The organism is Pseudomonas sp. DR48 (genome assembly GCF_019823085.1).
Lineage (GTDB): Bacteria > Pseudomonadota > Gammaproteobacteria > Pseudomonadales > Pseudomonadaceae > Aquipseudomonas.
This window is the reverse complement of sequence record NZ_CP081946.1, coordinates 7,135,050-7,149,287: the sequence shown is the minus strand read 5'-3', so window position 1 is coordinate 7,149,287 and position 14,238 is coordinate 7,135,050. Positions and strand designations below refer to the sequence as shown.

The window sequence follows — 14,238 nt, the reverse complement described above, 5'->3', positions numbered from 1 at the left end:
AGTCCTCCAGGCACGAAAAAGCCCGCATCAAGCGGGCTTTTTCGTATCCGGTAATGCCGTAAAGATTACAACTCTTTGACGGTACGGACCTGATCCTTGTTGATGCGAGTGCGTTTGCCATCGAGTTGTTCGAACTCGTAGAAACCTGACTTCTCATCGTATTTTGGCGCGTCGACGGCCTGGATTTCGCGACCATCATTCAAGGTGATCACTGTAGGCGATGCGCAACCGGCGAGGGTCGCAAGGCCCAAGGCGAGCATGAAAGAGGCGAGGGTCCGTTGAGTCATGAGTGTGTCTCCGAATATGAATTCTTTTGGTTACTGAGCTTGAGACGTATGCATCGTGCGCAAGTTCCTTCTTGCGTCAGTCTGACACAGTGTTGTGTGAGCTTAATAGCTCCGGTGTATTGAGGTTGGCCAGGCGAGGGTCATTTTCGGGGCATTGCAGGGCAGTAGCGCCCAGGTTGCGCATGATCCGCCCCGGACTGCGTTCACCCTCATTCCACGCCTTTTCGAAATCCACCAGGAGTGCCGTCGGGATAATGCAAAGCAAGGGTTCCCAGTGCTCGCCATGCCGCAGCATCAACGGTTTATCCGGATGCTGGTGGGCGGTTTCGCGCATGTCATGGAGCAGGGCGGCATCAATGCGTGGCACGTCGCAGGGCAACACCAGTAAAAAAACATGACGGGCAGCCTTGAGGCCGGCGCGAATACCCGCCAGCGGCCCCGGGAAATCACCTTCGTCGTCATGGACCAACTGGTCGGCGTAAGGCGCGTATTTTTCCATGTTTCTGTTGCAGGAGATGATCAGGTCATCGCTCAACTCACGGGTTTTGCGATGCAGATGCGCGATCAGCGGCTCGCCATGCCATTGCAGCAACCCCTTGTCCTGACCACCCATGCGTTGGCCTCGTCCCCCCGCCAGGAGCAGAATGGAACAGGGCGGTAAATCTGTATTCGGGGTCATGGCAAGTCTCCATGGGGGCGTCGAAAAAATGAGGCGCTGTGATATAACACCGGGCTGTTTATCCTACAACTGGACGAGCCTATGAAAGCCAAGGCTGATGTACCTTTCGCGCCGCTCAATATCGCGGTGTTGACGGTCAGCGATACCCGTACCCTGGAAACCGATACGTCAGGACAGGTCTTTGTCGACCGCTTGAGCGCTGCCGGGCATAACCTGGCCGCTCGGGTTTTGCTTAAAGATGACCTCTACAAAATTCGTGCACAAGTCGCCAACTGGATTGCCGACGATGTCGTGCAAGTGGTGTTGATCACCGGTGGTACCGGGTTTACCGGTCGCGACAGCACCCCGGAAGCGGTGAGTTGCCTTCTGGACAAGCAGGTCGATGGTTTCGGCGAGTTGTTCCGGCAGATTTCCGTCGCAGACATCGGCACTTCGACAGTTCAGTCTCGAGCTTTGGCGGGGTTGGCCAATGGCACGCTGGTCTGCTGTTTGCCCGGCTCGACCAACGCGGTGCGCACCGGTTGGGACGGCATTCTTGCCGAGCAGCTGGATTCGCGGCACCGCCCATGCAATTTCGTGGCTCATCTGAAACAGGCGGCACCCTGTGAATCCCGCGGGTAAGCCCGGCAAAACCGGCAGCCTCATGCCCGTTGAGGTAGCGTTGGCGCGTCTGTTGGAAATGGCGGAGTCGTCAAAAATACTTGAGCGTGTACGCCTGCCGTTGGCGCAGGCCGAAGGGCGCGTATTGGCCGAAGACCTGATCTCGACGCTCGATCTGCCCCCTTGGCCAAACAGTGCCATGGACGGCTATGCCTTGCGCATCGCTGACTGGACAGGAGAACCGCTGCCAGTCAGCCAGAAGATTTTTGCCGGTCAGGCGCCCGAGCCGTTGAAGCCAGGAACCTGTGCCCGGATTTTCACTGGCGCACCGGTACCTGCTGGGGCCGATTGCGTCGAGATGCAAGAGAACGCCGAGGTTCAGGCGGATGAGCGAGTCCGATTCATCGAGACCCTGAGTGTCGGTCAAAATATTCGGCCGCAAGGCCAGGAAACGACTGTTGGCGAACTTGTAATGCCCGCAGGTACGCGCTTGGGTCCAATCGAACTGGGCCTGGCGGCGTCGTTGGGACGTGCTGAGCTGGAGGTGGTGCGCAAGGTTCGGGTTGCAGTCCTGTCTACCGGAGACGAATTGGTAGAGCCGGGGCAGGCGCTTGGGCCGGGACAGATTTACAACAGCAATCGCGTGCTGCTGTGCAGCTGGTTGTGGCGCCTGGGTTGTGAAGTGATCGATGCCGGCATCCTTCCCGATGATTTATCAACCACCCGTGCTCGCCTGGAAGAGTTGAAGGATGTCGACCTGATCCTTTCTACCGGCGGAGTGTCTGTGGGTGAGGCGGATTTCCTGGGCATAGCCTTGCGCGAAGAAGGTGAGTTGTCCTTGTGGAAACTCGCCATCAAACCTGGCAAACCGCTGACAGTCGGACATTTTCACGGCGTGCCGGTGATCGGTTTGCCCGGTAATCCGGCGTCGACCCTGGTCACCTTTGCCTTGTTGACCAGGCCCTATCTCTTGCGCCGACAAGGAGTGAAGGAGGTTGAGCCGTTAAAATTTCAGGTGCCCGCGGGATTCGACTGGCCCAAGGCTGGCAATCGCCGAGAGTACCTGCGCGGACGCCTGGAAAATGGTCGGGCAATCATCTACAAGAACCAGAGTTCTGGCGTACTTCGCAGTGCCGCCTGGGCTGATGGTCTGGTCGAGGTGCTGGAAGATCGCACGCTGGTTGCCGGTGAATATGTGAGCTTCATTGCGCTGAGCGAGTTGCTGGTCTGATCCCTGTCATTGTGTAGTCGCGCAAACCCGGTTGCATCTACCGGGCCTTGCGTGATGTCTGAGGGTCAACGGGCCAGGAGTGTCACGACCTGTTCAAAGCGGCTGTTGGCGACCCAGCCCAGCAACCCAAGGATCACGGCTGTTCCGCCTGCCGAGTAGGCCAGTCGGTGTTTGATGGATTTAACGTCGTTACGCATTTCGTCCATGTCCCTGCGGATGTATTTGAGGTGTGTCTCCAGTTCAATGACGCGAGGTTCCATTTCAACTCCTCCAGTGGGCTTTGCACCGTTGTCAGATTCAGCTTGATGATTGATGCGACTTTCTGCGAACGGCGGTACCGCACCGATCGGCAACCTGAAGTCATGGCTTTGCATGGGCTGAAACGCTCCTTGCGTTGAAATCACTGGAGCGGCCGATCCCGTTGTCGATTGTGCTATTCAGGGCTTTTGCAGCGGGGTTGTTCATTGCATGCACGTCCTTGTGGGGTTGCTAATGATGATTGAGAACCACAGACACCAAGGTCTACTAATCACCCTGGCTGGTCAATTGAGCCGATTCCTCACGTTTCGTAAGAAAAATCCCAGGCCTGTAGGACGCCAACGCAGTGGCGCTGAAATAATTCAATTTCTACCGACTTTTTTCGGCACCCCTGAGGTCAACATCTCTCATAGGGATTTCAATCATGGGGGCGACAACAATGGGTGAGCGCAAGGCGCTGTTGATTCTGCACGGCAAGCAGGCACTCAACGAGGAGGTCCGCGCGGCCGTCGAAGGCAAACGCCAGCAGGGCTGGGAACTGGCCGTCCGCTTGACCTGGGAGGCAGGTGACGCGCAGCGACTGGTAGGAGAGGCGCTGAGTGCAGGGTATACGCACCTGATTGCTGGCGGCGGTGATGGCACCCTGCGTGATATCGCCGAGGCCATGGCGGTGCAATCGACCCAGGCCAGTCTGGTACTGCTGCCTTTGGGGACCGCGAACGATTTTGCCCGCGCCGCCGGCGTGCCGTTGGAGCCTGCGCCAGCCCTGGACCTGCTGGAGGCTGCTCCTCACGCCATCGATATGGGGGAAGTTGGGGGGCAGATGTTTCTTAACATGGCCACCGGTGGATTCGGTAGCCGGGTTACGGCGAACACTTCCGAAGACTTGAAAAAGGTACTCGGTGGGGCCGCCTATCTGTTCACCGGTTTGTCGCGCTTCAGCGAGTTGCATGTCGCCTATGGTGAGTTACAGGGACCGGACTTTCACTGGAGTGGCGAGTTATTGGCCTTGGGCATCGGCAATGGCCGGCAAGCGGGGGGCGGTCATGTGCTGTGCCCGCAAGCGCTGGCGGACGATGGTCTGCTGGATATCAGCATCTTGCCCGCGCCGCAGGAGGTGGTGAGTACGTTGAAGACCTTGCTGGCCGACGGATTCGGCATCGACAACATGTTTGTGCGAGCCCGCTTGCCATGGGTCGAGATCAAGGTTTCCGAAGGTCTGCACATTAATCTGGATGGCGAGCCCCTGGAGGGTGACAGCCTGCGCTTCAGTGCGCGCCCGGCAGCGTTGCGCGTGCATTTGCCTGAAGACTCGCCACTGCTCGGTAACTCGAAAAACGGCTAGTCGTCCAGGCTGATGATTTGCTCGCGTACGGCAAACAGGACCAGGCCTGCCACGTCGTAGATCTGCAAGCGCTTCATGATCTGCGAGCGATGGGTTTCAACGGTCTTGATGCTGAGGCCCAGGCCATTGGCGATTTCCCGGGTGGATTTTCCGCGGACAATCAGTCGCAGGATTTCCAGTTGCCGCGCGGTCAGGTTGTGCGAGTCCGTTACCTGCGGCTGCTGTTTCTGATTGCGGATCAGTGCCTGGTTGATCACCGTGTGAGCGATGGCCGGGCTCAGATAACGTTCGTTGTTACGTAAGGCGTCCAGGGCATGTTCCAGCTCGGTCGCCGTGGTGTCCTTGAGCAAATATCCGTGAGCTCCCGATTCCAGCGCTTGCATGATGAGCGCAGGATCTGTGTGCATCGAAAGGATCAGCACCTTGCTTTGCGGGCGCACCCGCTTGAGCCGTTGCAAGGCTTCAAGGCCACCGGTCTCCCTCATGGAGATATCCAGCAGAACGATGTCGGGGGACAGTTTCTCGACCATTTCCAGTAGTTGCGAGCCGTCGTTGGCCTCGCCGATTACCGCGTAGCCAGGAATGTCCAGCACCAGAGCGCGCACGCCGGCCCTGATAAGCGAGTGGTCATCCACCAGAAGTAAGTTACAAGTCAATGCATAACCTTATTCGAACTGGCCCGTTCAAGCGCTCGGGGCGCCCAGGGAAAAAGTGCTTCGATTTGAGTGCCTTTGCCCGGCTCGCTGGTCACGGCCAGGGTACCGCCCAGTTGCTCGATCCGTTCCAGCATCCCGGCCATCCCGCGTTGTCCCTCTCTGCCGGGGTCGGCTGCTGGCGCGAAACCCAGGCCGTCGTCGCTGATCAACAGCGTCAGGCCCTGGGGCAAACGTTGCAAGCGGACCAACAGATTTTTCGCTTCGGCGTGACGCAGAATATTGGTCACCGCTTCCTGGGTGATTCGAAAGGCGGCCACCGACATTTCCTCCGGTATTCCGGTCAGGCGCTGATGGCATTCCAGGCTCCAGTGTATGGAGGTATTGGCCAGGGTCTTGAGCAGGTGTGCCCGCAGGCTGGCTTCCAGGCCGAGACTGGTCAATTGTCTGGGGTTGAGGATGGCCGAGACATCGCGAACCTTGGCCAGGGTTTCGTCCAGTGTGTCGATGAGCGTTGAGCACTGGCCCTGCATTTCTTCCGGCATCCGGCGTTTGAGCCATTCACTTTGCAGTTTTGCAGCGGTCAGCAACTGGCCGATGTCGTCATGTAATTCGCGACTGAGTCGGTGGCGTTCGTTTTCCTGGACTTGCAGCAGGCGGTCCGCCAGTTCTTGCGGCTGAAATTTTATCGACTTGCGCGAGAAATGACCTTGCCCCCACACAACCGCCAGCACCACAAGGTTGAGGACCATCAGGCTCGCCGGCAGCGGTGTGGAAGTGCCGAAAATCAGCACACTGCCAAACGCCGAACACAGGCACAGCAAAAGCGTGAGCCGTCGCGCATTTTTTGCGGAGGGTGGCCATGGCGTGAGTGATTTGAGGCTGGCGTACATAGCGGATGGAGCCAATGAATGTTCGCTGCGGGCAGCTCCGCCATGGTCGTTGACGGGACTGTATTTGGAAATCTGTAGTGACTCGCTTCAAGCAAGGTGCGGTCCCGTGATTAAGAAAGCTTCGAACTTCCATGGGCGCTGTTTCTTGCTCTGGCGTCACTTCGCCATTAATTGGCGTCAACTAATGGTCGGCATAATAACACTTAAGATACCGTCGGTCGCGTTTGGTATATATGCCCATATGGTCAGGAAAATCGCTATTGGACGATAGTTCCACAATGGAAAAAGTATGCGGGAATGGGGAGTTTTTATTGATGTCAAACTGTCGTTGACAGGTATGAAATATTCAATTGCGACATGAGCGTACTCAAGTTACCGAGCAGCCTCATGGCAATAAGAATAGGTGACACGGCAGGGTATCAGGCGAATTAGGCCTGGCGTTCCGAATAAGCAACGAGCGTGAACGGTTTGGAATTAACCGATGGCTGAAATTGACGGTGTCCGACCTGAAACGCAAAGGCTTCGATCAGGGAAGTCTGTTCACTGTCATCCAGGCTGAGCTGGCCTGTGGTCTGATCGATAAGTTCGAGTTGCCAGGCCATCAACGTGAAGCAGTCCTTCAAGGCATCCAGCGCCTGTTCGTGCAGGTCCATGTGGTTTTGGGCGTGATTCAATAAACCATGAATATGCAGCGAAAATTCAGACACGGCTTCCAGTGCGAGGGCATCGGCCCTGCTCGCCAGCTTGAGCAGGCTGCTGAGGATGCAATCGATTGCGTCTTTGTCATTGCTGATGAGTTGCAGATGGCTGAGGCACTCCTCCGACTTGGCCAGGAGCGTTTCAGCTTCGACAAGGAACTCGGGTAGCCGCTGGGCCCACTGCTTGGGTTGGTTTGGCATGCTTATCTCCACAACGTCATGTCAAATGAGGGGATGTCGCGTGTGTCGACGCGGGCGTCCAGCGCCCTGACACTGCCATGCCGGCATGAGATCGCGCTCCGGCAAGCCTGGACGCAGGCTGGGGAACTCGAGAGGGTGGATGGCCACTTACCTGCGATCGCACACAAAAGCCTGACTCCGTTCATGCAATGAGAATGGCGTCACATTAATGGCTATTGGATATTGCGAACATCAGGTTGGGCCTGATTGTTACTAGGGGAATCCCTTACACGCGGGAACCGAACGGGCAAACCGAGGTCGCGCCGCAGGGAATGTAGCAGATGAAATCACGTAGTCAGTAAAGCATGATGTTAATGTGACATCAATGTTCGTTCGTGGCATTTTGTCTTGGGGTCAAGATCCGGCGATAACAGCCGATAACTCCCTTTAGTGAATTCATCAGAACAAGCCCAGGAGTCATTGATGGCCGGCATTCTCGACACGGTAGACCAACGCACACAACTAGTGGGTGAGAATCGCCTGGAAATTCTCATGTTCCGGTTGGCCGGCCGGCAATTGTTCGCAATTAACGTCTTTAAAGTGCAGGAAGTGTTGCAACTGCCAAAACTGACGTTGATGCCGCAGCGCCATCCCTTTGTCTGTGGCGTGGTCAATCTGCGTGGCCAGACGTTGCCGGTGATCGACTTGTCCCAGGCCATCGGCATGCGTCCGCTGGTGCCAAGCCCGACCAGCACGATTATCGTCACCGAATACAACCGCTCGGTGCAGGCGTTCCTGGTGGGGGGCGTGGATCGCATCGTCAACATGAACTGGGAAGCGATCCTGCCGCCTCCTACCAGCGCCGGCCGCCAGCATTACCTGACGGCCATCAGTAAAGTCGACGACCAGTTGGTGGAAATCATCGACGTCGAAAAAGTGCTGGCTGAAATCGTGCCTTACAACGCCAAGGTCTCCCGTGAAAAACTCGAAGACCCGGTGCTGGAACGCGCCCGTGGTCGTGAAGTGCTGTTGGTGGATGACTCCAATGTGGCCCTGTCGCAATTGCGCGACACGCTGGGTCAGTTGGGCGTGAAGATGCACATCGCCAGTGACGGCTTGAAGGCGCTGAACATGCTCAAGGCATGGGCCGATACGGGTGTGTCGATGACCGACAAACTGTTGATGGTGTTCACCGACGCAGAAATGCCGGAAATGGACGGCTATCGCCTCACCACCGAAATCCGCAACGACCCGCGCCTGCGTGGGCTTTACGTTGTGCTGCACACGTCGTTGTCGGGCAGCTTCAACGACTCGATGGTCAAGAAGGTCGGCTGTGACAATTTCCTCTCCAAGTTCCAGCCGGACAAACTTGTCGACGTCGTGCGTCAGCGCTTGATGCTCGACGAAGTCCCGGCCTGATGACAGCCCGACAGGCTGGCGCTGATGCCAGCCTTTGATTCGGCGATCAAGCTCGTATAGGGTGGCGTTTTTTGTCCACCAGGGAGCTGGCCATGCTGCGTCTGAGCGCGCTTTACCGTTATCCATTGAAATCCGGCAAGGGCGAGAGCCTGCAATCGATCGGCCTCGACAAACTGGGGTTGGACGGTGATCGACGCTGGATGCTGGTGGACGAGGCCAGCGGGCGCTTTCTGACCCAGCGTGCGGTGGCACAGATGAGTCAGTTGTCGGCGTTGTGGAACGCCGATGGCGGCTTGACCCTCAGCGCTGCAGGCCGCACACCCATCGACATCGCTTTGCCCGCCAGCGACGCGGAACTGCGTGGCGTGACGATCTGGCGCGACACCTTGCGTGTGCCGGATGCCGGCGTTGAGGCGGCGGCCTGGGTCAGTGAATTCATCGGTAAACCGACGCGGCTGGTGCAAGTGCCGCTTGATCGCGCGCGGACAACCCAATCGGGTTACGGCAAGGACGATGATCAGGTGGCGTTCGCCGATGGCTTCCCGCTGTTGCTGATCGGCCAGGCGTCCCTGGAGGACTTGTCGCAAAAGGTCGGACGCCCGCTGGAAATGCTGCGCTTTCGGCCCAATCTGGTAATCGAGGGCAGCGATGCGTATGCCGAGGATGGCTGGAAGCGCCTGCGCATTGGCGATGTCGAGTTCCGTGTGGTCAAGTCCTGCGCGCGCTGCATTCTGACCACTATCGACCCGCAAACCGGTGAGCGCAGTGAAGACCGCGAACCCTTGGCCACCTTGCAGAAATACCGTTCCGAGGCCGATGGCGCGATGTTCGGCCAGAATCTGGTCAACGACAGCACCGGCCAACTTGAAGTCGGTATGCCGGTGACGATCCTGGAGTAAAACGCCCTGAACGAAAAATGCCCGCGTCCCAAAAGGACGCGGGCATTTTTTGTCGCGGTGAAAACCCGGGGTTTTAGCCGCGGTATTCGCACAGGTAAGCGGTGTCGACGGCCACTTTCAGCTGGAACTTGCTGTTGGCGGGCACGTTGAACTGGCTGCCGGCGGCGAAGGTTTCCCAATCGGTGCTGTCAGGCAGTTTGACGGTCAGGGCGCCGGTCACCACGTGCATGATTTCACGCTGGCTGGTGCCGAATTCGTATTCGCCCGGAGCCATGACGCCGATGGTCGCAGGACCTTCAGCGGTGCCAAAGGCGATCGACTTGACGGTGCCGTCGAAGTACTCGTTGACTTTAAACATGGGCGATTCCTCGAAAAGGGCTAAAAAGGGCTGGCCAGTATGCACAAGGCCTCGAACGCCGTCACCTTTCGAGGGGGAGAACCTGTGGCAACAAACGCGCTGTATTACGCGCATCTTCCAGCGCCCGATGCTGTTGGCCATTGAACTGCATGCCCGCCATTTGCAATGCGGCGTTGAGTCCCAGCGGGCGCTCCAGGCGTCGGGCCTTGGCAAAGCGTTGTTTGAGATTCATGTGCGGCACGCTGCCAAGGGCGCTGTCCAGTTGCAGACGCTGCCACTCCTGCAGCAGTTGCTTGCGATCGTAGTCGCCCCAACTTGCCCAGCCCTCCAGAACCGACTGATGTTGCCCCAGCCACTGCTCGAACGACGGCCAGACCTCGCTCAGCGTCTGCGCGGCGTCGACGTTTGCCTGAGTGATGTGCGTCAGCTCCCGGCAAAACGGCGTCAGCAGCGGTCGTTTCAAGGGTCGAACGAAGCACTGGAAAAAATCCACTTCGCGCCCTTTACGATCCACCAGGGTGGCACCGATTTCGATTATTTCCATTTCTGTAACAGGCCAGCCACCGTCATCGGTGGTGGCTTCCAGATCGATTACCAGCCAATGAGGCATCGCAGGGTTCCTGGTATCCGCGTCCTGATAGGACTTGAGCGTAGCCAAACCCGACGGATCCGCCTAGCGGCTTATTCAACCTCCAACAAAATCTGACGATTTTTAACCTGATCGCCGACCCGGACCTGCAAGCGCTTGAGCACTCCGTCGATGCCGGACTTGAGCGGATGCTCCATTTTCATCGCTTCGAGCACCACCAGCAGTTGGCCCTTGCTGACCGGGCTGCCCTCACTGACCAATACATCGACGATCGCTCCGTCCATCGGTGCCTTCAGGGTGCCGTTGCTGACGCTCGCCTGAGAGCTGACCAGCGCCTGGGTCCGATCGATCAGCCGCAGACTGCCGGGACGGGTGGACAGCCACAGTTGGCCAGCGTCGAGACGGTAGGCATAGCGCTGACGAATGCCGTCGATGTCCAGCGTCGCCCAGCGCCCGTCGCACTGGATGACCTTCAATTGGAGGGTTCGGGCGCCGACCGTCAACCGGTAAGGCTGGTCAGGCAGTGCGTTCAGTTCCACCTGCCAGTCCTGATCCTCCACGCCGATGCGATAGTGCAGGGGCACACTGGCGTTGTTGCGCCAGCCGGCCAGTGGGGCGAGGTAGGCCTGGGCTGAGGCGTGATAGAACAACGCCACAGCGATGGCCAATTCTTCAGCGACTGGAACGTGCGGATGCAGGCAAGGATGGTCGGCGAAACAGCTCGGGATGAACCCGGTACTGAACTCGCCACTGATGAACTGCGGGTGTTGCAGCAAACTGGCGAGTAAACGCTGATTGCTTTGCACCCCCAGCAACACGTTGTCCTGCACGGCCCGCAGCAACTTGCGCCGGGCCTCTTCGCGGGTAGAGCCATGGGCGATGATTTTGCCAAGCATCGGGTCATAGAACGGGCTGATGGCCTGGCCTTCGATCAAGCCATGATCGATGCGCACACCGTCCTGCAACGCAAGCTCCCAGGCCTCGATCCGACCGGTTTGCGGTACAAAACCCTGCGCCGGATCTTCGGCGTACAAGCGCGCTTCCATGGCGTGCCCGTTGAGTGGCACCTGCTCCTGTTGCAACGGCAGCGGCAAGCCTTCGGCGACCTGCAGCTGCCAAGCCACAAGGTCCAGGCCGGTGATCAATTCGGTGACCGGGTGTTCCACTTGCAGCCGGGTGTTCATCTCCAGGAAATAAAACTGTCCGCGCGCATCGAGCAGGAATTCCACGGTACCGGCGCCGACGTAGTTGACCGCGCGCCCAGCCTTGAGCGCCGCGTCGCCCATGGCCTGACGCAACTCGGTGTTCATGACCGGGCAGGGCGCTTCTTCGATGACTTTCTGATGGCGACGCTGGATCGAACAGTCGCGCTCGCCGAGGTGGATCAAGTGACCGTGTTGGTCGCCGAACACTTGCACTTCGACATGCCGTGGATCGATCAGCGCTTGTTCGAGGATCAGCTCGTCGCTGCCAAACCCGTGCAGGGCTTCGGAACGCGCGGTTCGCAATTGTTCCAGCAGGTCCCCGGCGCTGTGCACCAGGCGCATGCCGCGTCCGCCACCTCCGGCGCTGGCCTTGATCATCAGCGGGTAACCGATGCGCTCGGCTTCGCGGCTCAGGGTCGCATCGTCCTGTTCAGGGCCTTGATAGCCGTCGATGCAGGGCACGCCGGCCGCAAGCATGGCGAGCTTCGACAGGCGCTTGCTGCCCATCAGCTCAATGGCTTCCGGGCTCGGGCCGATGAAGGTGATGCCGGCGTTTTGGCAGGCGCGGGCGAATTCGGCGTTTTCGGAAAGGAAACCGTAGCCTGGGTGAATCGCGTCGGCACCGCTGCGGCGGGCGGCCTCGAGGATGGCCGGGATGTTCAGGTAGGACTGCTGCACCGGGGCTGGGCCGACGTTGACGGCCTGGTCGGCCATTCGCACGTGCAGGGCATCGGCGTCGGCATCGCTGAAGACAGCGACGGTGCGGTAGCCCAGGGCTTGGGCCGTGCGCTGGATGCGGCAAGCGATTTCACCACGGTTGGCGATCAGGATTTTTTTAAGGGCGGGCATTGGGTCTTCTCTTAAGGTATGCGGTGACAGTGATGGCCTCTTCGCGAGCAAGCCCGCTCCCACATGGGTTCTGTGTCGTTCCAAAAAACCTGTGGGAGCAGGCTTGCCTGCGATGCTTTTAAGAAGCCCACCCCGGTTTGCGTTTTTGCACGAACGCCATCGTCCCCTCGATCCCTTCTGCACCAGTCACCGCTTCGCTGAACCACTCAGCCGCCTCATCCAGCAACGCATCGGATGGCTGGCCGGCGCTCGCCAGCAACAGTTTTTTCGTCGTCGCATTTGCCCCTGGCGCGCAGCACAACACATGGGCGAGCACTTCATCGAGGCGCTCGGCCAAGGCTTGCGCGTCATGCTCGACGAAATGCACCAGCCCCATACGCCGCGCCTGGATGCCATCGAACCGCGCCGCTGTCAGCGCCAGTCGACGTGCGTGGGTCAGGCCGATGCGCTGGACCACGAATGGCGCAATCTGCGCTGGCAGCAGACCCAGGCTGGTTTCCGGCAGGCCGAATTGCGCGTTGTGATCGGCCAGGGCAATGTCGCTGACGCACGCCAGGCCCAATCCACCGCCGAGCACCGCGCCTTGCAGCACGGTGATGACCACTTGCGGCGCGTGTTGCACCGCTTGCAGCAGCGAACCGAAGGCTCTGTTCAAGTCGCGATAGGCACTTGCCCCATGAGTGCGTGCATTGGCCATGTCCTTGATGTCGCCACCGGCGCAAAAATGCCCGCCGGCACCACCGATCACCAGTGCACGAACCGCTCGATCGTCGCGCACCGTCGCCAGCACCGCGCGCAGTTCGTCGACCATCTGCAAGCTCATGGCGTTGCGGCTGTCCGGGCGATTGAGGGTGATGTGCAGCACGCCGTTGTGTGATTCCAGCAGCAGGGTCTGGCAAGCAGGCAGGGCGCTCATTTCTTTTTCCCCGGCAGGATGCCCATGAGTTTGCAGATGATCCCCAGCATGATTTCGTCGGCGCCGCCGCCGATCGATACCAGCCGCACGTCACGGTAGGCGCGGGCCACCGGGTTGTCCCACATGAAACCCATGCCGCCCCAATATTGCAGGCAGCTGTCGCTGACCTCGCGACCCAGGCGTCCGGCCTTGAGTTTGGCCATCGAAGCCAGGCGTGTGACGTCCTGGCCTTTGATGTATTGCTCGGTGGCCTGATAGACCAGCGCACGCAAGCATTCGATTTCGGTCTGCAGTTCGGCGAGTCGGAAGTGAATGACCTGGTTATCGATCAGCGCGCTGCCGAACGTCTTGCGTTCCTTGCAGTACTCGATGGTGCTGTCGACGCAGTATTCCAGGCCCTTGATCATGTTCGCCGCGCCGAACAGGCGTTCTTCCTGGAACTGCAGCATCTGCATCATGAACCCCGCACCTTCGTGGCCGATGCGATTGCGCTGCGGTACGCGCACGTTGTCGAAAAACACCTGCGCGGTTTCCGAACTGCGCATGCCGAGTTTGTCCAGGTGCGAGCTGAGGCTGATGCCCGGGGTGTTCATCGGCACCATGATCAGCGACTTGTTGACGTGCGGTTTGTCGTCCGAGGTGTTTGCCAGCAAACAGATGAAGTCGGCGCTCGGAGAGTTGGTGATCCACATTTTGCTGCCGTTGATCACGTAATCGTCGCCGTCCTTGCGGGCGGTGGTTTTCAACCCGGCCACGTCGGATCCGGCGCCGACTTCAGAGACGCCGATGCAGCCAACTTGTTCGCCGGTAATTGCCGGGCGCAGGAACTCTTCGCGCAATTCATCGGAGCCAAAGCGGGCGAGGGCTGGCGTGCACATATCGGTCTGCACGCCGATGGACATCGGAATGCCGCCGCAATGGATGGTGCCGAACTCTTCGGCCGCGACGATCGAATAGCTGTAGTCGAGGCCCATGCCGCCAAACTTTTCCGGTTTGGAAATCCCCAGCAACCCGAGGTCACCGGCCTTGCGGAAGATCTCGTGAATCGGGAAGCGCCCGGCCTTTTCCCATTCCTCGACGTGCGGGTTGATCTCGTGATCGACGAACTGGCGGACGGTGCGACGCAGTGCTTCGTGTTCCTGGGTGAAGATCATTCTTATTGTTCTCCTGTGACCTGCG

The 14,238-nt window shown here is 59.0% G+C and carries 16 protein-coding genes; 5 read left to right on the top strand and 11 right to left on the bottom strand.

Translation table 11 applies throughout. The features are described from left to right. Positions 1-65: 65 nt before the first annotated feature. Positions 66-287, bottom strand: a complete 222-nt coding sequence (locus tag K5K95_RS32475; protein ID WP_222587844.1) for a YgdI/YgdR family lipoprotein — start codon at positions 285-287, stop codon at positions 66-68. A 76-nt stretch (positions 288-363) separates the two neighbouring features. Then, complete coding sequence (gene mobA / locus K5K95_RS32470; RefSeq protein WP_222587843.1) at positions 364-966, bottom strand: molybdenum cofactor guanylyltransferase MobA; 603 nt, start codon at positions 964-966, stop codon at positions 364-366. Positions 967-1,047: 81 nt separating this feature from the next. On the opposite strand from mobA, the gene moaB reads away from it, so the two are divergent. After that, positions 1,048-1,587, top strand: coding sequence for a molybdenum cofactor biosynthesis protein B (gene moaB, locus K5K95_RS32465; protein ID WP_090186349.1), 540 nt, complete (start codon positions 1,048-1,050; stop codon positions 1,585-1,587). Positions 1,588-1,609: 22 nt separating this feature from the next. Then, a complete protein-coding gene (gene glp, locus K5K95_RS32460; RefSeq protein ID WP_222587842.1) occupies positions 1,610-2,797 on the top strand; it encodes a gephyrin-like molybdotransferase Glp in 1,188 nt (395 codons plus the stop codon). A 65-nt stretch (positions 2,798-2,862) separates the two neighbouring features. On the opposite strand, the gene K5K95_RS32455 is transcribed toward glp, so the two are convergent. Continuing rightward, positions 2,863-3,171, bottom strand: a complete 309-nt coding sequence (locus tag K5K95_RS32455) for a hypothetical protein (RefSeq protein ID WP_222587841.1) — start codon at positions 3,169-3,171, stop codon at positions 2,863-2,865. 323 nt (positions 3,172-3,494) lie between these two features. Between K5K95_RS32455 and yegS the strand changes: the two genes are divergently transcribed. Next, complete coding sequence (gene yegS, locus K5K95_RS32450) at positions 3,495-4,400, top strand: lipid kinase YegS (protein WP_222590495.1); 906 nt, start codon at positions 3,495-3,497, stop codon at positions 4,398-4,400. Here the strand turns inward: yegS and K5K95_RS32445 are convergent. The 3 genes from K5K95_RS32445 to K5K95_RS32435 all read right to left on the bottom strand — a co-directional run bounded on the left by K5K95_RS32445 (position 4,397) and on the right by K5K95_RS32435 (position 6,845). Further along, complete coding sequence (locus K5K95_RS32445; RefSeq protein WP_222587840.1) at positions 4,397-5,056, bottom strand: response regulator transcription factor; 660 nt, start codon at positions 5,054-5,056, stop codon at positions 4,397-4,399. The genes yegS and K5K95_RS32445 overlap by 4 nt on opposite strands. Next, entirely contained in the window at positions 5,053-5,946 is an 894-nt protein-coding gene (locus K5K95_RS32440) for a sensor histidine kinase (RefSeq protein ID WP_222590494.1), read from the bottom strand. Before K5K95_RS32440 ends, K5K95_RS32445 begins: the two co-directional genes overlap by 4 nt. A 428-nt stretch (positions 5,947-6,374) precedes the next feature. Then, positions 6,375-6,845: a hypothetical protein gene (locus tag K5K95_RS32435; protein WP_222587839.1), complete on the bottom strand. Its 471-nt coding sequence runs from the start codon at positions 6,843-6,845 to the stop codon at positions 6,375-6,377. Positions 6,846-7,307: 462 nt separating this feature from the next. Here K5K95_RS32435 and K5K95_RS32430 point away from each other — a divergent pair, with 462 nt between their 5' ends. Next, the gene (locus tag K5K95_RS32430; protein WP_046032376.1) at positions 7,308-8,243 is read left to right on the top strand and encodes a chemotaxis protein CheV; all 936 of its coding nucleotides are present in this window, start codon (positions 7,308-7,310) and stop codon (positions 8,241-8,243) included. A gap of 92 nt (positions 8,244-8,335) precedes the next feature. Then, positions 8,336-9,142: an MOSC domain-containing protein gene (locus tag K5K95_RS32425; protein WP_222587838.1), complete on the top strand. Its 807-nt coding sequence runs from the start codon at positions 8,336-8,338 to the stop codon at positions 9,140-9,142. 73 nt (positions 9,143-9,215) lie between these two features. Here K5K95_RS32425 and K5K95_RS32420 read toward each other — a convergent pair whose 3' ends face one another. From K5K95_RS32420 to atuD, 5 genes are all read right to left on the bottom strand, one after another. Further along, a complete protein-coding gene (locus tag K5K95_RS32420) occupies positions 9,216-9,500 on the bottom strand; it encodes a pyrimidine/purine nucleoside phosphorylase (RefSeq protein ID WP_010461229.1) in 285 nt (94 codons plus the stop codon). Between the two features lie 61 nt (positions 9,501-9,561). Then, the gene (locus tag K5K95_RS32415) at positions 9,562-10,110 is read right to left on the bottom strand and encodes an exonuclease domain-containing protein (protein ID WP_222587837.1); all 549 of its coding nucleotides are present in this window, start codon (positions 10,108-10,110) and stop codon (positions 9,562-9,564) included. 71 nt (positions 10,111-10,181) lie between these two features. Further along, complete coding sequence (locus K5K95_RS32410; RefSeq protein WP_222587836.1) at positions 10,182-12,143, bottom strand: acetyl/propionyl/methylcrotonyl-CoA carboxylase subunit alpha; 1,962 nt, start codon at positions 12,141-12,143, stop codon at positions 10,182-10,184. Positions 12,144-12,261: 118 nt separating this feature from the next. After that, positions 12,262-13,059, bottom strand: a complete 798-nt coding sequence (locus K5K95_RS32405) for an enoyl-CoA hydratase/isomerase family protein (protein ID WP_222587835.1) — start codon at positions 13,057-13,059, stop codon at positions 12,262-12,264. Further along, complete coding sequence (gene atuD / locus K5K95_RS32400) at positions 13,056-14,213, bottom strand: citronellyl-CoA dehydrogenase (RefSeq protein WP_222587834.1); 1,158 nt, start codon at positions 14,211-14,213, stop codon at positions 13,056-13,058. The genes K5K95_RS32405 and atuD overlap by 4 nt, the downstream gene beginning before the upstream one ends. Between the last annotated feature and the right edge of the window lie 25 nt (positions 14,214-14,238).